At 65.4% G+C, this 21,330-nt stretch carries 18 protein-coding genes, 1 tRNA gene and 1 pseudogene; 12 read left to right on the top strand and 8 right to left on the bottom strand.

The features are described from left to right. The first annotated feature begins 11 nt into the window (after positions 1-11). The 10 genes from EOV43_RS08915 (at position 12) to EOV43_RS08870 (ending at position 7,871) form a co-directional block, all read left to right on the top strand. The gene (locus tag EOV43_RS08915; protein WP_239022042.1) at positions 12-896 is read left to right on the top strand and encodes a ParA family protein; all 885 of its coding nucleotides are present in this window, start codon (positions 12-14) and stop codon (positions 894-896) included. Further along, complete coding sequence (locus EOV43_RS08910) at positions 881-1,309, top strand: hypothetical protein (protein WP_128220974.1); 429 nt, start codon at positions 881-883, stop codon at positions 1,307-1,309. The genes EOV43_RS08915 and EOV43_RS08910 overlap by 16 nt, the downstream gene beginning before the upstream one ends. A 4-nt stretch (positions 1,310-1,313) precedes the next feature. Then, the gene (locus tag EOV43_RS08905; RefSeq protein ID WP_206611301.1) at positions 1,314-2,210 is read left to right on the top strand and encodes a segregation and condensation protein A; all 897 of its coding nucleotides are present in this window, start codon (positions 1,314-1,316) and stop codon (positions 2,208-2,210) included. Beyond that, positions 2,197-2,832: an SMC-Scp complex subunit ScpB gene (gene scpB / locus EOV43_RS08900; protein WP_338323514.1), complete on the top strand. Its 636-nt coding sequence runs from the start codon at positions 2,197-2,199 to the stop codon at positions 2,830-2,832. Before EOV43_RS08905 ends, scpB begins: the two co-directional genes overlap by 14 nt. Next, on the top strand, positions 2,829-3,608 hold the full coding sequence (locus EOV43_RS08895; RefSeq protein ID WP_128220972.1) for a pseudouridine synthase: 780 nt from the start codon (positions 2,829-2,831) through the stop codon (positions 3,606-3,608). The genes scpB and EOV43_RS08895 overlap by 4 nt, the downstream gene beginning before the upstream one ends. A gap of 46 nt (positions 3,609-3,654) precedes the next feature. After that, on the top strand, positions 3,655-4,722 hold the full coding sequence (locus EOV43_RS08890; RefSeq protein WP_128220971.1) for a prephenate dehydrogenase: 1,068 nt from the start codon (positions 3,655-3,657) through the stop codon (positions 4,720-4,722). 63 nt (positions 4,723-4,785) lie between these two features. Then, positions 4,786-5,484: a (d)CMP kinase gene (cmk, locus tag EOV43_RS08885; protein ID WP_128220970.1), complete on the top strand. Its 699-nt coding sequence runs from the start codon at positions 4,786-4,788 to the stop codon at positions 5,482-5,484. A 309-nt stretch (positions 5,485-5,793) separates the two neighbouring features. After that, the gene (der, locus tag EOV43_RS08880) at positions 5,794-7,146 is read left to right on the top strand and encodes a ribosome biogenesis GTPase Der (RefSeq protein WP_128220969.1); all 1,353 of its coding nucleotides are present in this window, start codon (positions 5,794-5,796) and stop codon (positions 7,144-7,146) included. Positions 7,147-7,312: 166 nt separating this feature from the next. Beyond that, entirely contained in the window at positions 7,313-7,687 is a 375-nt protein-coding gene (locus EOV43_RS08875; protein WP_128220968.1) for a hypothetical protein, read from the top strand. Between the two features lie 110 nt (positions 7,688-7,797). Continuing rightward, positions 7,798-7,871: transfer RNA gene (locus EOV43_RS08870), tRNA-Pro, on the top strand. A 334-nt stretch (positions 7,872-8,205) separates the two neighbouring features. Here the strand turns inward: EOV43_RS08870 and EOV43_RS08865 are convergent. The 7 genes from EOV43_RS08865 to EOV43_RS08835 all read right to left on the bottom strand — a co-directional run bounded on the left by EOV43_RS08865 (position 8,206) and on the right by EOV43_RS08835 (position 14,494). Further along, positions 8,206-8,385 carry a hypothetical protein gene (locus EOV43_RS08865; protein ID WP_128220967.1) on the bottom strand — a complete coding sequence of 60 codons (180 nt, stop codon included), beginning with the start codon at positions 8,383-8,385 and terminating at the stop codon, positions 8,206-8,208. 209 nt (positions 8,386-8,594) lie between these two features. Continuing rightward, the gene (locus tag EOV43_RS08860) at positions 8,595-9,116 is read right to left on the bottom strand and encodes an RNA polymerase sigma factor (protein WP_128220966.1); all 522 of its coding nucleotides are present in this window, start codon (positions 9,114-9,116) and stop codon (positions 8,595-8,597) included. Continuing rightward, positions 9,113-9,790 carry a hypothetical protein gene (locus EOV43_RS08855; RefSeq protein WP_128220965.1) on the bottom strand — a complete coding sequence of 226 codons (678 nt, stop codon included), beginning with the start codon at positions 9,788-9,790 and terminating at the stop codon, positions 9,113-9,115. The genes EOV43_RS08860 and EOV43_RS08855 overlap by 4 nt, the downstream gene beginning before the upstream one ends. Positions 9,791-9,983: 193 nt before the next feature. Next, complete coding sequence (locus EOV43_RS08850) at positions 9,984-11,291, bottom strand: ABC transporter permease (protein WP_128220964.1); 1,308 nt, start codon at positions 11,289-11,291, stop codon at positions 9,984-9,986. Continuing rightward, on the bottom strand, positions 11,288-12,037 hold the full coding sequence (locus EOV43_RS08845) for an ABC transporter ATP-binding protein (RefSeq protein ID WP_128220963.1): 750 nt from the start codon (positions 12,035-12,037) through the stop codon (positions 11,288-11,290). The genes EOV43_RS08850 and EOV43_RS08845 overlap by 4 nt, the downstream gene beginning before the upstream one ends. Further along, positions 12,034-13,524 carry a peptidoglycan-binding protein gene (locus EOV43_RS08840; protein WP_128220962.1) on the bottom strand — a complete coding sequence of 497 codons (1,491 nt, stop codon included), beginning with the start codon at positions 13,522-13,524 and terminating at the stop codon, positions 12,034-12,036. The genes EOV43_RS08845 and EOV43_RS08840 overlap by 4 nt, the downstream gene beginning before the upstream one ends. Positions 13,525-13,534: 10 nt before the next feature. Then, positions 13,535-14,494 carry a hypothetical protein gene (locus tag EOV43_RS08835; RefSeq protein WP_128316364.1) on the bottom strand — a complete coding sequence of 320 codons (960 nt, stop codon included), beginning with the start codon at positions 14,492-14,494 and terminating at the stop codon, positions 13,535-13,537. Positions 14,495-15,296: 802 nt separating this feature from the next. Between EOV43_RS08835 and EOV43_RS08825 the strand changes: the two genes are divergently transcribed. Further along, positions 15,297-17,984 (top strand): LysM peptidoglycan-binding domain-containing protein, encoded by a 2,688-nt coding sequence (locus tag EOV43_RS08825; RefSeq protein ID WP_164878799.1) that lies wholly within the window; start codon positions 15,297-15,299, stop codon positions 17,982-17,984. Between the two features lie 1,174 nt (positions 17,985-19,158). Beyond that, on the top strand, positions 19,159-19,764 hold the full coding sequence (locus tag EOV43_RS08820; protein ID WP_128220959.1) for an RNA polymerase sigma factor: 606 nt from the start codon (positions 19,159-19,161) through the stop codon (positions 19,762-19,764). A gap of 140 nt (positions 19,765-19,904) precedes the next feature. On the opposite strand, the pseudogene EOV43_RS08815 reads toward EOV43_RS08820, so the two are convergent. Further along, positions 19,905-21,064 (bottom strand): annotated as a pseudogene (locus tag EOV43_RS08815) (IS3 family transposase). Between the last annotated feature and the right edge of the window lie 266 nt (positions 21,065-21,330).

Here is a 21,330-nt window from a genome sequence, read left to right as displayed (position 1 = left end):
AAGAGGTCAGAGTGAGCGAGCCCCTCGCCGTCCAGACCCAGGTCGATCCCGCAGCCGAGATCGGCCCCACCGGCCGTCCGCTGCCGGTTTTCCCCGAGCCGACCCCGATCACCACGCACGGCAACGCGCGGATCGTGGCGATGTGCAACCAGAAGGGTGGCGTCGGCAAGACCACGACCACCATCAACCTGGGTGCCGCCCTCGCGGAGTACGGCCGCAAGGTCCTCCTCGTCGACTTCGACCCGCAGGGATCGCTCTCGGTCGGCCTGGGGCTCAACCCCCACGACATGGAGTTCACGGTCTACAACCTGCTGCTGCAGGACGACATCGACTTCACCGACGTCGTCGTCGAGACCGGCATCGAGGGCGTCGACCTGCTGCCGTCCAACATCGACCTCTCGGCCGCCGAGGTGCAGCTGGTCAACGAGGTCGCCCGTGAGCAGACCCTGCTCCGCGCCCTCGAGCCCGCCCTCGAGTTCTACGACGTCATCCTGATCGACTGCCAGCCGTCGCTCGGTCTGCTGACCGTCAACGCGCTGACGGCCGCCCACGGCGTCATCGTGCCGCTCGAGTGCGAGTACTTCGCGCTGCGTGGCGTCGCGCTGCTCAAGACCACCATCGACAAGGTCCGCCAGCGTCTCAACCCGCGTCTGCAGGTCGACGGCGTCCTGGGCACCATGTTCGACGGCCGCACGCTGCACAGCCGCGAGGTCATGGAGCGTCTGGTCCAGGCGTGGGGAGACACCGTCTTCCACACCGTCATCCGTCGCACGGTGAAGTTCGCCGACTCCAGCGTCGCCGGTGAGCCGATCACCTCCTACGCCTCCTCCTCGCCCGGCGCGGAGGCCTACCGTCAGCTCGCACGGGAGGTGGCCGCCCGGTGGCACGTCGGGTGAGTCTCCCGGCCGCTGACGACCTGTTCCGTCCCACCGCCGTCGAGGCAGTGGCAGAACGCGTCGTGAGCGCCGAGGTCGCCGAAGAAGTGGCCGAGACGCCCACCGCCAAGCCGGCGCGCAAGCGCACCGCCGCTGCAGCGGACCGTCCCAAGGTCGCCAAGGCGACCGTGAGTGCCGCCGCAGCACTGGAGAAGAAGTCCTCGGGCCGGGTGCGCCACGACGAGAAGATGACGGTCTACGTCACCTCCGACGAGCTCCTCGACCTCGAGCACGCGCGCCTGACGCTGCGTCGCAGTCACGGTCTGGCCGTGGACCGCGGTCGCGTGGTGCGTGAGGCGATCGCGATGGTCCTGGCCGACTTCGAGGCCAACGGCGACGACAGCGCGCTGGTCAAGCGACTCCTGGAGGACTGACCGGGTGCCCCCGGCGTCCTCTGTCGCCGGTGCCGCTCAGCCCAGCGCCGACGTGAAGGTGGCGGAGAACCGCGAGTTCTCCGTCCACCTCGACGTCTTCGAGGGTCCCTTCGACCTGCTCCTCGGCCTCATTGCCAAGCACAAGCTCGACATCACCGAGGTGGCACTCAGTCAGGTCACCGACGAGTTCATCGCCCACGTCCGAGCCCTGGGGCCCGAGGGCGACCTGGAACAGACGACGTCGTTCCTGCTCGTCGCGGCCACTCTGCTGGACCTCAAGGCTGCCCGCCTGCTGCCCCAGGCCGAGGTGGAGGACGACGAGGACCTGGCGCTCCTGGAGGCCAAGGACCTGCTCTTCGCCCGCCTGCTGCAGTACCGCGCCTTCAAGGAGGTCGCCGGTGTGCTGGAGCAGCGTCTGGGATCGGAGGCACTGCGCTACCCGCGCGCCGTCGGGCTGGAGGAACGGTTCGCGAACCTGCTGCCGGACGTCCTCATCGGGGTCGGGCTGGAGCAGTTCGCGGCGATGGCAGCCAAGGCACTCACACCCAAGTTGGCCCCGCAGATCCCGACCGCGCACGTGCACGCACCGCACGTCTCAGTGCGTGACCAGGCCGAGCTCGTTGCCGACCGGCTCCGCGAGCACGGCACCCTGACCTTCGCCGAACTCTGCGCGGACGCCGAGGACACGCTCACGACCGTGGCGCGGTTCCTGGCGCTGCTGGAACTGTTCCGCGACGCCGTGCTCGCCTTCGACCAGACGACCCCGATGGGCGAACTCCGCGTCACCTGGGTGGGGGAGAGCGCCACGCCAGCAGACCTCTCCGGTGTCGACGAGTTCGACGGCACCGCGCGTACCGACCACGCCGACCACGATCCGGAGGAACCTCGTGCAGCCCTCTGACGACTCCCGTTTCCGGGCAGCCCTGGAAGCCGTCCTGATGGTCGCCGACCAGCCCCTGGACGCCACCACGCTCGCCGACGCGGTGGGCCGTGGGCCCGAGGAGGTCACCACCGCCCTGCGTGCTCTGGCGGGGGAGTACACCGCCCAGGGACGCGGCTTCGACCTGCGCCCCGTCGCCGGAGGCTGGCGCTTCTACACCCGACCCGAGTACGCCGACGTCGTCGAGGCGTTCGTGCTGGAGGGTCAGCAGGCCCGCCTCACCCAAGCGGCGCTGGAGACGTTGTCGGTGGTCGCCTACAAGCAGCCGGTCTCCCGGGCCCGGATCTCGGCGATCCGTGGCGTCAACGTCGACGGCGTGATGCGGACCCTGCTGGCGCGCGGACTGGTGGAACCGTGCGGGACCGACGAGACTTCAGGGGCGAACCTGTACCGCACCACCAGTTACTTCCTGGAACGGATCGGGGTGACCAGCCTCGACGACCTGCCCGAGCTGGCCCCGTACCTGCCCGACATGGTCGACGTCGAGGACGAACTGGCCGCGGTGGCAGGACCCGCCCCCAGCACCCAGCACACGCACGACCCCGCAGCCCCCGACGTAGAAGAGACGGACGCATCCGCATGAACACCCCCGAGGAACGCCGCACCATCGAGCTCGAGGAGGACGGCCAGATCCGTCTCCAGAAGCTCCTCGCCAAGTCCGGTGTCGCCTCGCGCCGCAAGTGCGAAGAACTCATGCTCGACGGTCTCGTCGAGGTCAACGGTGAGGTCGTCTCCCGTCTCGGCACGAAGGTCGACCCGGCCACCGCGGTCATCCACGTCAACGGCAAGCGCCTGCCCCCGATCAACGCCAACGTCTACCTGGTGCTCAACAAGCCCCGGGGCGTCGTCTCCACCATGAGCGACCCCGAGGGTCGTCGCACGATCAGCGACCTGGTCGCGGACCGTCCCGAGCGCCTCTTCCACGTCGGTCGTCTCGACACCGACACCACCGGTCTGCTGCTGCTGACCAACGACGGCGACTTCGCCCACAAGATGGCGCACCCGTCCTACGAGGTCGACAAGACCTACGTCGCCGAGGTCGAGGGCGAGGTCTTCCCCAACGTCCTGAAGAAGCTCCGTGCGGGCGTCGTCCTCGAGGACGGTCCGGTCGAGGTCAAGCAGGTCAAGGTGATCGAGGCCGGTCGTGGTAATGCCAAGGGCCGCAGCATCGTCGAGCTGGTCATCCACGAGGGTCGCAACCGCATCGTGCGTCGCCTGCTCGCCGAGGTCGGCCACCCCGTCATCCGCCTGACGCGTACCCAGTTCGGTCCGGTCAAGCTGGGCCGTCTGCCGCTGGGCGAGATCCGCGAGCTCACCACCGACGAGCTCGGTGTGTTGCTCGACGCTGCCCAGATCTGAGTACCCCGTCAGGTGCGGTGAGGGTGACGGCCTAGGATTTCTCGGCGTGACCCTCACCGGACCTGTGGAAGTGGTGGGTACCGGTCTTCTCGGTACCTCCCTCGCGCTCGCCTGCACTGCAGCGGGCCTCGACGTACTGCTCAGCGACGTCTCTGCCGAGCACGTGCGCACTGCGTCCGGTCTCGGCGCCGGTCGCGCCAAGCAGCCCGGCGACCGGGCGCAGGTCGTGGTCGTGGCGGTCCCGCCGGACCACCTCGGCCCGGTGATCGCGTCGATCCTCACCGAGACCGCAGGCACCGACACCGTCGTCACCGACGTCGGTTCGGTCAAGGCCGCCCCGCTCGCCGTCGTCGCTGACCACCCCGAGGCCGCCCGCTACGTCGGCAGTCACCCGATGGCCGGCTCCGAGCGTTCCGGGCCGCTCGCCGGTCACGCCGCGCTCTTCGAGGGACGTCCCTGGGCGATCACCCCGCACCTGGGCTCCGACGACGCCGCCGTCGAACTGGTCGAGGAACTGGTCCGGCTCACCGGTGCCGTGCCGGTCTGGCTCACGCCCGACGAGCACGACCGGGCCGTGGCCCGCACCTCCCACGTCCCGCACCTGATGGCCGCCCTCGTCGCCGGACGTCTGGCCGAGGCCCCCGAGGCCTACCTCAACCTGTCGGGCCAGGGCGTCCGCGACGTCACCCGTGTCGCCGCCGGGGACCCGCGTCTCTACGCCCAGATCGTCACCGGGAACCGCGACGCCGTCCTCGACCTCCTCGGCGAGGTGCGCGAGCAGCTCGACGCCGCGATCACCGCGATCGGTTCCGGTGACCGTGGCGGCCTCGAGGAGATCCTGACCCGCGGCAACGTCGGGACCCGCGCGATCCCGGGCAAGCACGGCGGTCCGGCCCGTCCGATGGCCTCGGTCTGGGTCACGATCGCCGACGAACCCGGCCAGCTCGCGACGCTGTTCGCTGACGCCGTCGAGACCCGGATCAGCGTCGAGGACATCCGGATCGACCACGACCCGAGCCGTCCCGTCGGTCTGGTGGAACTCGTCGTCGACGAGACCCACGCCGACACCCTGCTCGAGGCGCTGGCGGCGAAGAACTGGGTCGCGCACCGCTGAGCCGCACTGCGGGGCCTCACCGGTGACCCATGTCGTGGGGGAGCGTCCGCGTAGGATCTCCGCGTGAGCGCAGAGCAGAACACCCCCATCACCGGCCGCACCGGCATCGTCGTCGCCCTCGACGGACCCTCGGGTTCGGGCAAGTCGAGCACGTCGCGTGGCGTCGCCACCCGACTCGGCTTCCGCTACCTCGACACCGGGGCGATGTTCCGCGCCATCACCCTGGGCATGCTGAAGGCCGGTGTCGACGTCCACGACGCCGACGCCGTCGCTGCCCACGCGGGTGTCACCCAGATCGTCTCCGGCACCGACCCGAGCAACCCCACGATCCACGTCGACGGCGAGGACGCGAGCGTCGCGATCCGTGGCGAGGACGTCGTCGCGGCCGTCAGCCCGGTCGCAGCGGTTCCCGCGGTCCGTACCCGTCTGCTCGAGCTGCAGCGCGAGATCATCGGTGCCGGCGACATCGTCGTCGAGGGCCGCGACATCGGTTCCGTCGTCGCGCCCGACGCCGACGTCAAGCTCTACCTGACCGCTGACCCGGCCGCCCGCGCCGCTCGTCGTGCGCTGGAGGAGGGTGGATCCGACGTTGCCGCCACCGAGGCGTCGTTGCTGGCCCGCGACAGGATCGACTCCACCCGCACGACCGCTCCGCTGACCATGGCCGACGGTGCGGTGCACATCGACACCACCTTCTTCACCCTCGACGAGGTCATCGACCAGGTCCTCGAGCTCGTCGAGGCAGCACGCGCCGGCCGCTGACCCGCACGTCCACGCCGGACGTGGGCCCGGTCACGTTCCCGGCCCACGCGAGCCCTCACGGGGTGAGTGGAGTCCCCGGGACGGTGGCCAGCGGCCCAAGATCGTCTACGGTGAACCCTGGAGAGTCGAACAGATCGACGATCCTGGAACCCCGGGAACACGTGGGCGGTGCCGTGACGTTGAAGAAGCAGCACCTGCGCGGAGAAGCCTTCCGTGCCCGCGCCCTGACCGGGCGCGACCTGCCGGGCCCCGTCCCGGAGTAGGAATCCGACCCGCGTACCCCAGCGGGTTCGTACACAGAGGAACACCATGACCGAGACCCCGGACGTCGACACTCACGTCGGCCCCACCCCCGTCCTGGCCGTCGTCGGCCGCCCCAACGTGGGCAAGTCGACGCTCGTCAACCGCATCATCGGCCGTCGTGAGGCCGTCGTCGAGGACCGCCCCGGCGTGACCCGCGACCGTGTCTCCTACGACGCCAACTGGAACGGCCGCATCTTCACGGTCGTCGACACCGGCGGTTGGGACCCCGACGCCGAGGGCCTCGCCGAGGCCATCTCCGGCCAGGCCGAGGTCGCGGTGTCGCTGGCTGACGCCGTGCTCTTCGTCGTCGACGCCACCGTCGGCATCACCGACACCGACGCCGCTGTCGTGAAGGTCCTGCGCAAGTCCGGCAAGCCGGTCGTGCTGGCCGCCAACAAGGTGGACGACATGCGCACCGAGGCCGAGGCCTACGGTCTGTGGAACCTCGGTCTGGGCGAGCCCTACCCGATCTCCGCGCTGCACGGCCGTGGCTCCGGCGACCTGCTGGACGCCTGCCTGCGTGCACTGCCCGAACTCCCCGAGCACGGCTTCGAAGAGGTCGGCGGTCCGCGTCGCATCGCGATCGTCGGCAAGCCCAACGTCGGCAAGTCGTCGCTGCTCAACAAGCTCGCCGGCGAGAACCGCGTCGTGGTCGACAACGCTGCCGGCACCACTGTCGACCCGGTCGACGAGCTGGTCGAGCTCGGTGGCGAGACCTGGCGCTTCATCGACACCGCGGGCATCCGCAAGCGTGTCAAGGAAGCCTCGGGTCACGAGTACTACGCCTCGCTGCGCACCACGACCGCGATCGACCGCGCCGAGGTGGCCGTCCTCGTCATCGACGGTGGCCAGACCATCTCCGAGCAGGACATGCGCATCATCCAGACGATCCGCGAGGCGGGCCGTGCACTGGTGATCGCGTTCAACAAGTGGGACCTCGTCGACGACGAGCGCCGCTACTACCTGGAGCGCGAGATCGAGCGCGACCTCGTTCAGGTCCAGTGGGCTCCGCGCATCAACGTGACCGCCCGTACCGGTTGGCACATCGACCGCCTCGTCCCGGCGCTGAACAAGGCGCTCGAGGGCTGGGAGACCCGCGTGGGCACCGGTGCGCTCAACACGTTCCTGGGACGTCTCGTCTCCGAGCACCCGCACCCGGTGCGTGGCGGCAAGCAGCCGAAGGTCCTCTTCGGCACCCAGGTCGCGACCGCTCCGCCGCACTTCGTGCTGTTCACCTCCGGCAAGCTCGACGCCGCCTACGAGCGCTTCATCGAGCGTCGTCTGCGCGAGACCTTCGGTTTCGTCGGTACGCCGATCCAGATCGAGCAGCGCGTGCGCGAGAAGCGCAAGCGTTCCTGATTCAACCGCACGCACCGTGCACACGTAGGGCGCCGTCCGACTCACGTCGGGCGGCGCCCTGCGTCGTTCTCAGGCTCGTCGTTCCCGGAGCACTCCAGGGAGAAACGCGAGGCGTCTGAGCATGAGTGCTCATGAGCAGGGCGTCGGGCTGCGGAAGGCTGGTCACATGAGCACTCACACCGACATCACCGCCCCGTCCACCGCCCCGGCTGCCGGGCCCTCGACCACGCCCCGCACCTTGGGACGTATCTGTGCCGGCGTGGGGGTCCCACTGCTGGTCTTGTACGCGGTCGGCATGGTCGTGACCTACGGCGACGTCGTCGATGCCCCCGACGACCCTCAAGGTGGCATCGGAGCGCTCGTGCTGATGATGATGGCGGTCTGGTGGGTCCTCATTGCGGCGGCGACGCTCACAGGTGTCCTGGGCGGTCGTTCCGGCCGGCTGGTGCCCGCGGTGATCGGGACGTCGCTCCTGGGTGTTCTGGCGGTGCCGCCGCTGATCGGATCGATCCAGGTTCTGCTCGAGTCCTTGGTTGGGTGAGTCTGGGTGCGGATGCGCCCGCTTGAGGCCGGGGATGGACCCCGAATTCTTGTTCGGGCGGCCTGTGAGGTAAGTTTTTCTTGTTGCCACGGGAAACCGCAGGAAACATTCGGGCTGTAGCGCAGCTTGGTAGCGCACCTGACTGGGGGTCAGGGGGTCGCAGGTTCAAATCCTGTCAGCCCGACGTAGTAAAGATGCAGGTCAGAGGCACTTTCTGAGAAATCAGGGAGTGCCTCTGCTGCGTTTCCGGGGCACCAGATGACACAGCCATGACACATGACACATGTCGGATTCCCCGGTTATCGGCTTTCCTGCCCCCTCGTGACACGCCAGACGCGCTGTGAGCCGTTCTGAGGGCTTGGTGCGGTGTCATGGCGGGGAAGTGCGCCAGAGCCGTTCTCCGGGCTTCTGAGCGGTGCTGCGAGCGTCTGCGGGCTTCCGGGGCAAGCAAGTACCGTAGACAGCACAAGACCCCCGTACCTTGTCTGTACGGGGGTCTTGCTGTGCGTGGGGGAGTGTCAGCCCTTGTGGAACACGAAACGAGAACCCTCGTCGTCGGCCAGCGTGGGGGTTGCAACCAGCATCCACCCCCGGTCTTCCAGTGACTCCAGTGCGGCTGCAAGTCGTTCGCTGCGGCTGCCCTGTGCGTCGGGTGCTTCTCTACGAAGTTCCGAGTGCGTGTAGACGACGTACGGCATCTCAGTTCTCCTGTGCGGGGGGCTCCGATCCCGTGCATTGAGGCACCTCCTGGTACCGACACGTGATGTCGGTGCCGGTTAAACCGATCAAATAGAGATCTGTGACGAAGATCCTTGCGCGAGCTTGCGAGTTCACGACGAAGGCACTTGAGGCGGGAGCGACCATGTACGCAGCCATTTGTCGGTCGGACAGTTTGAACGCTGGCTGGCTATGCACGTTGGGTGATTTGGTCGTCCTCCGATTCCAGGGTTACTCGGAGGCTCTTGCGGGCTCGTTGCATACGTTTTCGAGCGGTCGCTTCGCCGATGCTGAGGACAGTGGCGGCGGCATTGATCGGCAGGCCGTCCCAATAGACGAGTTTGACGAGTTCTTGGTCGTCGTCGGAGAGCTTCGCGATGGCATCACGGAGCACGAGTTGCGCCTCGGTGTCCACGGCCGGTTGGACTGACATGGGAACTGCGCGAAGCCGATCGGCTAGGGCATTTTGGCGGATGATGCCTCGTCGGTAGTTTGCCGTGGTTCTGCGAGCGATAGATAGGAGCCACCAGAAGGCTTGTTCCTCGTCTGTTGGCATCACCCGTGCCCGTCGCCACGCAGTTAACAGTGTTGCTGCGGCCAAATCTGGGGCGTCGTCGAACGAAACCCGTTTGAGTAAATATCCCATCAGGCGATCTCTGTAGTCAGTTGCAAGGTTCTCGAACTGGGCGGCGAGTTCGTCGCGGCTTCTCAATGGTCGGCCTTCGGAGCATCGCCCAGCCCGTTTGTGCACTCGGCCTCAAAAAGGCTGCGTAGGAGGGCCATATCGATGTTGCGGTCGGGGGAGGCCCCTGTTCCTTCATGGTTCTCCAGACGGCGCACGCCACCGCCGTCCACAGCGACGAAAGCACCGGGATCGCCGAGGCTTTCCAACGCGGCTGATGCAACATCTGGCGTGACTTGTTTATCGATCCAGACGCGCATCCACTGGCACTGGGCGTATCGGACATATGTCGCGGCGATGCTTGACTCCACCAAGGGTGCGGAGCTGGCCTTTGACTGATCGACTACCTGATCGATGGCATCTTGGAGTGCCACGCCGTCGGGAAGTGGTAGATCGGTAGGCGCCAGTTTTGTGGCCACCAGCACGAAGTCGGATGCGTTGGGGTCGATCAAGTTGTTGGCCTGATCTGTGGTTGCGGGGGAGTCGAACCAAGTAGGCGAAGAAACAAGTGCGATCGCGCCGAGGCTCAACGCGGCCACCCCCACGGCGAACCTGGTGCCGGTCCGTTGGAGGCCCTGTCGGAAGGTTCGCTTCCGGCTGCCACTGGTGATGGTACGAACTGTGGCTGCCATGGCTGGGCCAAGGCTGCTAGGGAGAGTGACTTCGGGGGCAGACTCACGTAAGAGTTGGTCGATGTCTGGCATGGGCGTCTCCTCGTGAAATGTCATGTTCACCCTAGTAATGTCCGGCTCCGGCAGAAACGTGACATGAAATCTGAACGGGTTGTGAAACTGCACGACCGTGCGGGGCGAATCTGATGGCAAACACGCCGCTGGCTAGGAAGAAAGCTGTCTTAGCTGACAGTAGGCCGCTCGAGTCCGGCTGCGTAGCGCCATGTCACATTCTTTGGAGTGCGGAAGCAGGTGGGATTCGGCTGGCGCGCCAGGAGGGGTAGAGCCCGGCGATGACGCCGGTGGCGATGCCAAGGGCTGGGGATAAAAGAAGGAGCAAGGGGTCCAGGACTGGTGTCCATTGTTGGGCGATGGAACCGATCAGCACAGCGGCCACCCCGACTGCTGAGCCGAGGAGGCCGCCCAGTCCGCCGAGGACGACTGATTCGATGAGGAACTGAGACAAGATATGGGTGGGTTTGGCTCCGAGGGCTTGGCGTAGCCCGATTTCTCCGGTGCGTTCCATCACCGCAACTAGGGTGGTGTTGGCAATGGCGACGCAGCCGATGACCAAGGCGATGGCGGCTAATGCCAGCAGCAGGCCGCCCATGGAGGTCTGGACTGGGTCGGAGACGACCGACCAGTTCGGCGGCGCAATGGTCGAGAAATGCTCAGGGTGCGCATGGTCCAACGCGAAGGGAGCCTGGCGGGCAATCAGAGGCGCAGCACCCAAGTCTGTGCGGATCAGGGCTTTGGCGGCTTGTTCGGGCCGGCCGTACCGGTCAATAGCCACTGGTGCGGGGATCATCACGGCGTTGTCCAGTTCGGGCAGCGTCCCGGTGTCGGACAAGATGCCGATGACCGCGTAGGCATCGTTGCCGATGAACACCGTCGGATTGGTCAGCACTGAGGGGATGCCCAGGTTCTCCGCTGCGGCGGGCCCCAACACAGCCACGGGTTGTCCGGTCAGTGTGTGGAAATCGTCAAAAAGTACGCCCGAGGCCAGTTGGGTGTTGGCCGCGGTGAGCGTGCCGCCCTCGACAGCCCACGCGACAAGGGCCGCCCCTGTGCCCGAAGCCTTCTGGTCAATGTTGGGGCGTTTGGCGATAGTCCGCGGCTGCCCGGTAACGGGATCGGCGCCGATCGCGGTGGCAAAATATACCCCTGCATCGGCTACGCCATTGAGATTCCGGAGTCGGATGCCCGTGTCATCTGGGAAGGAGTAGACCCCCGAATCGGCGGCTGTTCCTGTTTGCATGGCCTTGTCGAACTGGGCATCGGTGACGGTGACGGTGGTGGCTTCAAGTTCGTTGAACGTCGAGGTGATCTGTCCGCGTGCCGTGTCGGTCAGCCCCAGGATCGCGATCACCGCCGCGCAGCCCAGGACCGTGCCAAACATCGTCAGGATCGAGCGCGCAGGACGTGCCGCGATGGTCGAGACCGCCTCACGGACTGCATCGCCCGACCGGATTCTAGAGACTCCAACAGTTGTGGATGATGACGGACGTGGACGTCGTTTCTTGCGGAGTTTCATTGGCTGCCTGCTTCGACTGGCCCAGTGCACGGTGGTTCGGATGTGGGGAGGTCGCGGACGTTGCCGTCGCGGACCTCGATACGGCGGTGGGCGCGAGCAGCGAGTTGTTCATCGTGGGTGACGATGACGATGGTGAACCCTGCAGCGTTCATCTGTTCAAACAGGGCCAAGATCTCTTCGGACCGCTCGGTGTCGAGGTTCCCGGTCGGCTCATCACACAGCAGGACGGCTGGGCGACACGCCAATGCGCGGGCGATCGCCAGGCGTTGACGTTCCCCGCCGGACATCACCGAGGGCATGAATCCGGCCCGGTGAGACAACCCGACCATCTCGATGGCCTCGGCTGCGCGGGCCAACCTGATCTTTCGTGGTGTCTTGGCGTAGGTCCCCGCCAGGGCAACATTGTCCAGTGCCGTCCGGTTGGCCAGCAGGTGGAAGGACTGGAACACAAAGCCGATCTTGCTGCCCCGCAACGCCGCGCGTTGGGCCGGACGCAACGGACCGGTGTCGATTCCGTCCAGCAGGTACCGGCCAGCGGTCGGTGAGTCGAGCAAACCCAGAACGTTCAGCAGCGTGGACTTTCCTGATCCTGACGGCCCGACGATCGCCGCGAAGTCTCCTTGACCAATGACTAAGTCGACCGGGCGGACCGCGTGGACTGGCGCTGGTCCGGGATAGATCCGTTCCAGAGCGTCCAAGACGATGACAGGCTGGCCGCCCTCAGGATGGGTGGCTTGTTCGGTCATCCGCCGATCACCACCTTGTCACCCGCGCGCAGGGCGTCCGAGGTCTTGGGTGTGACCTCGACCAAGCTCTCCCCAGCAACACCGACCTCGACGGGTATCCGGGTGAGTGACTTGTCGGCTGCCTGGACGATCACCGACAACCCCCCACTTGCGTCGGAATTGATCGCTCCCTGTGGGACGGCAAGGACCGTCCCCGGTGTCGCGGCAGCCACAAACGTCACCTTGACATCGGCCCCTGCCAGTGAAAAAGGAAGAGGCTTCGGAGTGGAGATCTCGATCACGACCTGTCCAGGCGTTGTTGTGCTGCCGATGGAGGCAATGACTCCGGTGACCGAACCGTCCGGCAGGTCGACCTCGACATGGTCACCCTCGCGGAGAAGACCCGCTTGGGCTTCGGGGACGTCGGCAGAGAGCTGCACCGCAGTCGGGCTCAGCGTGAACAGCGAGCTGGCCGGGGCATAACCGGTTTTGGTGCCGATCTGGGTCACCGAAGCCGGCAGGCGTGGAACGAACACGATTTCGTTGCGCGGCACCATCGTTCCCCGACGGGCCACCTCCAACCCCAGCGCCTCATTCGCACGGTTGGCCGCACGCTCGGCCTGAGCGATTTCGGCTTCTGACGGCCCTTCATAGACAGGCTTGGCGCCAGCATCATCGGGAGTGTCGCTTTTGCGCGCCTTCTCCCATGACTTGAGTTGCGCCGCCAACGCTGCATTGGACCTGGTGCGTTGGCCTTTGAGCTCTGCCAATGCCGCGGAGGCATCCTCATAGGAGTCCCGCGCGGACTGAACAGCGCCCTGGTCCGAACCGTCACCGCCGTCGGTGACCGGTGCCGGATAGTCCAGTTGCCTATACAACCGAGCCACGGCAGCCTTGGTGGCGTCATCGAGCACGCCCGTGACAGCGCCCGAATAGTGCTTCAGTGCCGTCAAAGACCGTTGCAATTGCTCAACATCCGGGCCTCTCATCAGCGGCTTGATATCGCGATACATTGCCTTGGCCCCTTGCAGAACGATGACCGGTCTCCCATCAACCTCCACGACGGCCTGTCCTTGGTTGACCTTGTCGCCCATCGAGGTGAAGACGCCGGTCAACACGCCATCCCCGCCACCGTCTTCGGCCCCGCCCGAAGACCCGGCCTCAGCACCAGCGTCGCCGGGAAGCAGGCTGCCGTGGCCAACTTTGACCACATCGACCGCAGCAATCCGTCCCCGCGCGACCACCGCACTCGTGATCTTCTGTGACACCACCTCAGCGGTGATGATCGTTGCCGATGGCGGCTGCGACCGTGCTGCCATCTCCCGAGGTGAGAGCATCGACTGCCCAGCGACCCAACCGCCAGCGGTCGCCGCCACTGCCACGATCACCAGCGCCGTCAGCCATCCTCGTCCGGGCATCCGCGCTGCCTGCGCATCCGGGGTGGAAGGCTGGGACGTCGAAGGGCTGGAATCGTTGCGGTTCTTCCACCATGTGATCTTCGGAAACATCACGTTGCTGTCAGCCGAGTTCTTTGATGATCTGCTGCGCGTTGCGCAGCAACTGTGCGTTGACCTCTTCCAGTACCTTCAGCGTCGGACGATTCTTCTCCGCCATGGCAACCTGGTGATCCCAAAACACACTCCTGAACACATCAGCCAGGCGGCTCGAACGCTTGCACTCCACATCCGCCACCGCAGTCTTGGTCTCAACTGCTGGCGGGTCGGGGACTGCATCGGTCAACGTGAACCCGTCGAAAGCACCGAATGCTTCTGCTGGAGTTGCGTAGTTGAATCCGGCTGAACGCATACACGTCGACCAGAGCTTCAGCGCCCTCTTGTAGTCAGCGTCGGCATAGGTCGCTGTCAAAGACGTTTCGTAGATTTTGCCCAGGATCGGGGTGCTCTCGTCCTCGCTCGGCCGGTTCTTATCGATGAGTTTTTCTGTCTGTCCGAGGCACCCGCCGTCTCCGGCCACTTTCAGCGCGAACTCGTACTCGGCGCTCGGATACTTCTGCCCGCTCTGGGCTTGACGTTCATCCTCCATGCCGATGCTGCTCGGATTGAGTTGATAGCCGTAGCCCTTGGCGTAGTCGGCATCGAGGATGCCGATGTAGCCATCAAACAGGACCGCAGATCGCTTCTGCACCTCAAGCTTTGGCGCCGGATCGAGGAACGTAAAACCTTGATCCTTCATGCACTGTTTGACCTTCAAATAGGAAGCCGTGTCGACCACCAACTTCTGCTCAGGAGTCATCTCACCAAGAAGGGCATATACCCCTGGGACAAGTTCCCCATTTTCCCCCGGTGGGATCTGATCGTCATCAGACAACGCCGGAAGAGATCCGGAGCCACCGGGAGTCTGGGGGCTCTCCGGCGAACCGTAAAGACTGGAAGGATCGACCGAATTGCTCGCCTCAGGACCCTTGGTCTCCGATGTACAGGCCGTCAGCGCGAACAGACCTGCCAATACACAGAACACGACACGGCGCCTCACCGAACTGACACCATCATCGGCTGTGGCCAGGCCAACCGTTGGAGAAGGACAGCAAGTTGGCGGCAAGTGTCCGGTACCCATCGACTTCCCAAGGGACTCTGTTCGGCGGCACTGGCGGTGCTTGGGACGGGCGGGACCAAGAAACATTCAAGGTCAGGGGTGGGCATGGGACCTCCTCAGGAACGGATGCTCACCCTTGGAATGTCCGGCACAGCCAGAAACGTGACATGCGAAATCAGAACTTCTGGCACGTCCTGCGGGTTTCCGCGCCCAGCGACCGGACAGTGCCGGCCTACGACGACCGCGGCCGATTGAAGGCCGGTATGACTAGGATTGTGAACAGCGAACCGGATCGATGCAGTGACATCAGAAGAGAAGGCTGCTGATGGCGGTCACTGCCTGCAATGGCAATACACCGTTGCCCAGTGCGGTGATCTGCTGGTTTGACGTCAGGTCGTGTCCCTCGCCTGTGATCCAGCCAGCTGACAGTCCCATGAGCCATTCCACGAACTCCGGTGCTGGCCCGCGGACTGGTGGCGTCGTTCAGGAGCGCTGGTGCGGGGGCTGCTCGTCCTGTGGTGTGTTCCCATCGGGCGATGGCGTGGGCGTAGTATCCCCAGCGTTGAAGATGTCCTCGATCAGGGTCCACAGGGTCGCCGGCTCGGCGGTACGTCTGTTCCAACCAGGAGGGCCGTTCAGGGAGCTCCCGTCCCTGTCCCGGTAGATGACCCGGGGGGGGAGCACATCAGCGGTGGCGATCGAGCAGCTTGTGCGTGACTCAGCTCCCGTGACCTCAACGGACGAGGTGACCGTGATGCGTCTGGACTCCTTGTGGTCCATCGCTGAACGAGTGCTGGGCGACGGTGAACGCTGGGGCGAGATCGCCGACCTGAACGAGGGCCAGGAGATGTCCGACGGGACACGGTTCTCGGCTGCCGCACCGATCCAGCCGGGCTGGGTTTTACGGGTACCTGGGGAGGCACGCTCCAACGTCCCCCATGAGGTCACTGTCCGGCCCGGCGACTCCCTCTCCTCCCTCGCTCACGAGCATCTGGGCGATGCCCAGGCGTACCCGCTGTTGGCCGAGGCGACCGCTGGGGTGATCCAGCCTGGAGGCGCACGGCTCACCGATCCCGATCTCATCCAGCCTGGCTGGACCGTCCGAATCCCCGGTGCTGACGCAGCGGAGGTGGCCGTTCCGGCGCCGCCCACGCCCGCACCCCGTGTGCCGCATCCAGATGTTGCCGGGCCTGAGGAGCAGACCTCGCAGCAGCCGGCACCAGCTCCGCAGACCGAGGCGCCCTCGGTTGAGGCGGCAAAGGTGCAGACGACCGAGGTCGACTCTCCACAGGACGAACCGCAGGAGGCTGCTTCGACGTCGGACGACCCCGCTGAGCAGAGAACTGATCTGCTCGCGCTCCGGGCATTGCTGGCCACTGCCACGTGTCTGGCTGCTGGTGCGTTCGTGATGGTGGTGCGCAACCGTCGTCGCCAGTTCAAACAGCGGGGGATCGGACGGGCCATCGCTCCCACCCCACCGGTGGTGGGGGAGCGGGAGGAGTCGGTCGTTCTCGAAGGCGTTGAGGCCCAGGTCGACGCCGAGTTCGTCGACCGGGCTCTGCGCCACATCGCGGCTGTCTCTCACGCTCGGGGCACCGCGCTTCCGTTGCTGGCCGCGGTCATTCTCAGTGCCGAGGAACTCACGGTGTTGCTCGACGAACCAGCGAGTGCACCTGCGCCAGAGGGGTGGATCGGCAGCGTCGACAACACCTCGTGGGCGCTGTCCCGCGAGACGTACTTGGACGAGTCCTTGGACTCCCAACCGGCGCCGTACCCGGCGCTGGTGACGGTCGGTCGGGACTCCGCTGGACGGACCTGGCTCCTCGATCTGGAGGCGCTGGGTGACGTCGGGGTGTCAGGTGACAGCGCGCAGGCCGCGGCTCTGGTCCGGTTCGTCGTGGCTGAGTTGGCGGTGAATGCGTGGGCTGAGGGCACCGAGGTGCTTGTTAGTGAGGGTCTCTCTGAGACCGTCCAGATGAATCCTGCTCGGTTGCGTACCGCCACCCCTGAGCAAGCCGCTGCACGGGTGCGTGCGGTCACCCACGACATCGAGGAAGCAACGGTCGCGCTGCAGGCCGATGTTCTGGCTCGTCGTGTCACCGGTCAGGTCCTGGATTCCACGCATCCTCTGGTCGTGGTGGTCTCAGCGGAGACCGGTGAGGAGTTGCGTTCGCGGTTGTCGCCGGTGGCACGTAGCCGTGCCGTGGTGATCCACCACGACCCCACTGCACCGCAGATCGTGGTCTCTGAGGACGGGATCGCCTACGTGCCTCGCTGGAACGTGGCCCTCACCGCGATGGCGATGACGGCTGACCAGGCCGAGGCGATGGCTGATCTGCTCAGCGTCACCCGGATGTGCAGCGACGGCCCTGTCCCTGACGACACTTCCGATGGAGTGTTGGCGGGGTACGCGAAGGTCGACGGGAGCCTGCTCGACGAGTTCCGTACCGAGCGCACCGGCGACACGATCAGCGCTGCTTCGCTGCTGCCGGACGTCGACGAGACCTACCTGTCCCGAGCCGCCACCACCACCGAAGACCTCGCTGAGGTGGCGCCGAGCGTGAGCGCCGAAGCTGCCGAAGCGCTCGAGGAGATCGATCCGGATCTGGCCGCGGATCTGGCGGCGTGGTTCGACCCTGATGCGCACCGTCCGAAGGTGCGGCTGTTGGGTCCGGTGATGGTGACGGCTGCCCAGGGCGGTGACACCTCATCGTTGAGCAACCTGGCTGGGACGACGTCGTTCATCGCGTTCCTGGCATGTCGCGACCGCGGGGTCACTGGTGAGGCAGCAGCCGCTGTGTTCGGGTGGCAGACACAACGCACCGTGCAGAACCGGGCGACCGACGCCCGCCACGTCCTCGGCCATCGACCTGACGGGAGTGACTGGCTGCCTGACGCCAGCAAGACCGAAGGGGCACGACGCGGTAACCCCACCTACGAACTCGACTGCGGCCCCGGCGGCGTCCTGGTCGACGCCGACCTGTTCCGCCGGCTCAGGTTCCGGGCGATGAAGCGCGGCGGACAGGCAGGGCAGGATGACCTGCTTTTGGCTCTGTCGCTGGTCGACGGCGCACCGTTCGAGTCCGCCACCGATCGCCGCTACCCCTGGCTCTTCCGGGGCCAACGCCTGGACGACGTCATGACCTGCGCCATCGAGGACGTTGCTCACATTGTCGCCAACCATGCACTAGCTGGGGGAGACATCGACACAGCACGCTGGGCTGCCGAGATCGCCCGCGAGGCGAACCCGCACGGCGAAGCGTCATGGCTGGATCTGGCGGCAACTCTGGACGCCTCGCAGGGCGCCAAAGCAGCCGAAGCACTGCTGCGCGAACACCTCGGCGATCCGGCGGTCGGGGACGCCTTGCCGCGTACCGAGGGGATCCTCGACCGGCGAGCGTGGCTAGCCAGTTGAAGCCTCAGCGGCGTCATAAGCGGAAGCTGCGACCAACGCACCTGATTGTGCAGCAGGCCCTCTGGCCGGGATCTGCGCCTGCCGCGCGCCCAGCACTGGGTGGCGCTGATGTTTCGGCACAACCGTGACTTCACGCCACGAGTCCGATGGCTCAAGGGAATGGATTCACGGTGCAGCGCTGGTCTGAGTATTCGACCGGCAGGGGCTGGTTCACGGAACATGCCTGGGCGTGATCAGACCTGGGCCCTTCACTCAGTGACGAATGGGAACCGGAACCGGGTCTGAGTGTCAGCGTCGTTGCAGTCGAGCGAGTAGGCGCCGTCACTGGGCCAGAGAACAAGCCGAGAACGGACGGTGCGTACGGGCGGGTCCCGGTGACCCCGCGTTGTGGAGTGCTGGACTGATAGTGGGAGAAGATATTTCAGTGCATCTGTCACATTCGGGTCGTCCGCTGACTTAGTACGGGTATGAACACGCATCAGCACCACAGTGGCGGGTCGCAGAACGAGGACCCGATCGGTGTGGTCATGTCAGAACATGGGATGACTGACTGGTCGAGTGACGAGCGAGTCGTATCCGAACTGCGTCGCCTGGGCCACCTGGTGATGTTGGAGGAGCAGACAGCGAGGAGACCTGCCCGCGTGGCTCGACGACCCGTAGCCCTGGCTGCAGCCGTAGCTCTAGGTGTGGGCGGTACAGCAGCGGCAGCCGCATCTGGACTTGGCCTTTTCAGTGGCTACATCGGCACGGCTCCTCTCGTTCTCACGGAATCTTGGGGCCCCGAGTGGCAGAAGCGCATCGACGCGCACAGCTGGCCTGAGGGTTCCAAGACGTCAACGTTTGTTGACGTGCACGTTGAAGCAGGCGCTGCGCGACCGGACGCTATTCCCTCGGACGATCTGGACCGCGAAGTGTTGGTCTTGAACGGTTGCGCGTGGATGTCCGCCTACCTCGTACGCGTCGCTGACAATCACTTGTCTGGACAGGATGAGGCCCGCACAGCGTTGAGTGCGGCACTGAACCTGCCTGCGGCCGAAGCCTTGGACGACGACCCGCTCCTCAGCACCATCAAGCAGTTCACAGCGGGTGGGGATCCCCTCCCCGTGGCTCGCGAGTTCGTCTCGGCTTCTTGCGACAGAATAATCGTTCAGGACGTCGTACGAGGTGTTCGTTGATGCGCGGCGCGCAGAGGAAATCGCGGCAGCAACTGTTCGAAACGAACGTCGTGCCTCTTGGAAGTGCTCTTCTCAACTACTTCACGCGCCGCACGTCAATCCGGGCAGACGCGGCGGACTTGGTCTCCGAAGTGTTCGTCATCGCGTGGAGAAGGATCGACGATGTCCCTGCCGACACCATCGCAGCCAAACGGTGGCTGTACTCGGTTGCGCGAGGGGTCCTTGCGAACTACCGGCGCGGCGAACTGCGGCGTCATGAACTGTCTGCGGGCCTGAAAACACTTCTGCGCGAGGACGTCCCTCCGGTCCACACCAGGGGTGCTGAGTTGGTGTCGGGTCTGCGCCCTGCCGACCGCGAACTTCTCATGCTTGTGTACTGGGACGGCTTACCACTCACCGAAGCCGCCGGCGTCCTAGGAATTCGCGCCAGCGCAGCGCGTAAGCGCGCCGAGCGCGCAAAGGCACGGCTTCAACAGCGGTTGGAGAACGTTGATCCAGGAGGCGCAAGGGATCGCGAAGGTGGCGAGCGATCACTCCCTAGCACGATCCGCCCAGGTGAAACAATCGACTCGCCTAAAAAAGGAAAGATTCTGACACGTCACTAGACTCTGGCTAAGTTTCCCCCGGCTATGAAGGCGTCCCCAATGGACGCCTCTTGAAGGGGGAAACCATGCGAAAAAGGGACTGCTGCACGGATAGGTGACACCAATGACCTGCCCCACCTTTTGGGTTCCAGTGCCGGTGGCTAACTGGCAGCAGTTTTGGTGTCGGTATCTGACGATAGTTCGAACTCGATCGGGGTACGGTAGCCCAGCGCTGAGTGGCGCCGTTGGCGGTTGTGGAAGATCTCGATGTAGTCGAAGATCGCGTTCGCGAGTTCGACCCTGGTCTTCCATTTCTTTCGGTTCAACAACTCGATCTGCATCGATGACCAGAAGCTCTCCATCATGGCGTTGTCCAGCCCATCGCCCACCGTGCCGAACGAGGGCAGCAGCCCCGCGGAACGGATCTTCTCGCCAAACACCCACGAGGTGAACTGGGTCCCATGGTCCGCATGCACGATCCCTCCAGGTGTCGGACGCCGGTTTCGGATGGCCATGTCGAGTGCGTTGACTACGAGCGTGGAGTCTTGTTTGGAATCGATGGACCAGCCCACGATCCGGCGGCTGTACGCGTCGAGGACGGCCGCGCAATAGACCCACCCTTCCCGTGTGCGGTGTTGGGTGATGTCGGTGACCCACAGCTCGTTGGGGCGGACTCGGTGGAACTTCCGGTTCACCAGATCATCGGCTGTCGCCACACCGCGCAGGCGCTTCGCCCGGGAAGGGCCTGGCAGCCCGTAGATCCCCGCCAGACTCATCAACTGCCACACCGTGCGTTCACACACCGTGATACCCATCCCCAGAGTCAGTTCGGCGTGGATTCGGCGGTAGCCGTACGTGCCTCGGGACGCGACGTGGACCTCCCGAATGAGACCGGTGAGCCACTCACGGCGAAGGCGCGTCGGGGTGGTCGGAGTCCGCTTGTGCTTGTAGTAGTTCTGTCGCGTCACGCCCAGCACGCGGCAACTGTGATCGACCGGAACACCCGTCAGGGCGAGGTGGTCGATCACGGGGTAGATCCTTTTGGGCGGGGTCGGTCCTCCCCGAGGAGCTTCGCGGCCTGGCGCACGATGTGCAGCTCGGTCTCGAGTTCCTTGATCCGGCGTCGGGCCGCTCGTAGCTCAGCCGACTCAACGGTGGCCAGTCCGTCGATCTCGCCGCGGTCGATGCGGTCTTGCCGCATCCACTTCGACAAGGTGACGGGATGGATGTCGAGATCATGAGCGATTTGCTTCTGGGGTTTGCCGGCCCGGACCAGAGCGATCGCCCTGGCGCGAAACTCGGCTGGATACGCACTCGGCATGGTGTTCAGCCTCTCGGAAAGGCCGTCACTTAGCCACCACCACTGGAACCCTTTCGGTGGGGCAGGTCACACTGTCACCTGATCGTGCAGCAGTCCCAAGCGCGCGGGAGCACTCGCCCCTTGACTGGGTCAAGTAGCCGCTCGCCGCGCGACGCGGTCCTAAGGAGAAGTCAGCGTAGGAGACACCCAAGAAAACTCTTCTGAGTCCCCTGCGAGGGGGACCAGACGGGGACCAGAACCATACAAACCATGCATCTCGTGACGCG

Source organism: Nocardioides yefusunii (genome assembly GCF_004014875.1).
GTDB lineage: Bacteria > Actinomycetota > Actinomycetes > Propionibacteriales > Nocardioidaceae > Nocardioides > Nocardioides yefusunii.
Note: the sequence above shows the minus strand (reverse complement) of the source record. Positions and strands in the feature narration are given on the sequence as shown.

Excerpts from the sequence above, each read along its gene's own strand:
- EOV43_RS08855 (WP_128220965.1), bottom strand. The coding sequence starts at position 9,790 with ATGCCAGACATCGACCAACTCTTACGTGAGTCTGCCCCCGAAGTCACT.
- EOV43_RS08850 (WP_128220964.1), bottom strand. The coding sequence starts at position 11,291 with ATGAAACTCCGCAAGAAACGACGTCCACGTCCGTCATCATCCACAACT.
- EOV43_RS08840 (WP_128220962.1), bottom strand. The coding sequence starts at position 13,524 with ATGTTTCCGAAGATCACATGGTGGAAGAACCGCAACGATTCCAGCCCT.
- EOV43_RS08865 (WP_128220967.1), bottom strand. The coding sequence starts at position 8,385 with ATGCCGTACGTCGTCTACACGCACTCGGAACTTCGTAGAGAAGCACCC.
- EOV43_RS08875 (WP_128220968.1), top strand. The coding sequence starts at position 7,313 with ATGAGCACTCACACCGACATCACCGCCCCGTCCACCGCCCCGGCTGCC.
- EOV43_RS08895 (WP_128220972.1), top strand. The coding sequence starts at position 2,829 with ATGAACACCCCCGAGGAACGCCGCACCATCGAGCTCGAGGAGGACGGC.
- der (WP_128220969.1), top strand. The coding sequence starts at position 5,794 with ATGACCGAGACCCCGGACGTCGACACTCACGTCGGCCCCACCCCCGTC.
- EOV43_RS08820 (WP_128220959.1), top strand. The coding sequence starts at position 19,159 with ATGCGCGGCGCGCAGAGGAAATCGCGGCAGCAACTGTTCGAAACGAAC.
- EOV43_RS08845 (WP_128220963.1), bottom strand. The coding sequence starts at position 12,037 with ATGACCGAACAAGCCACCCATCCTGAGGGCGGCCAGCCTGTCATCGTC.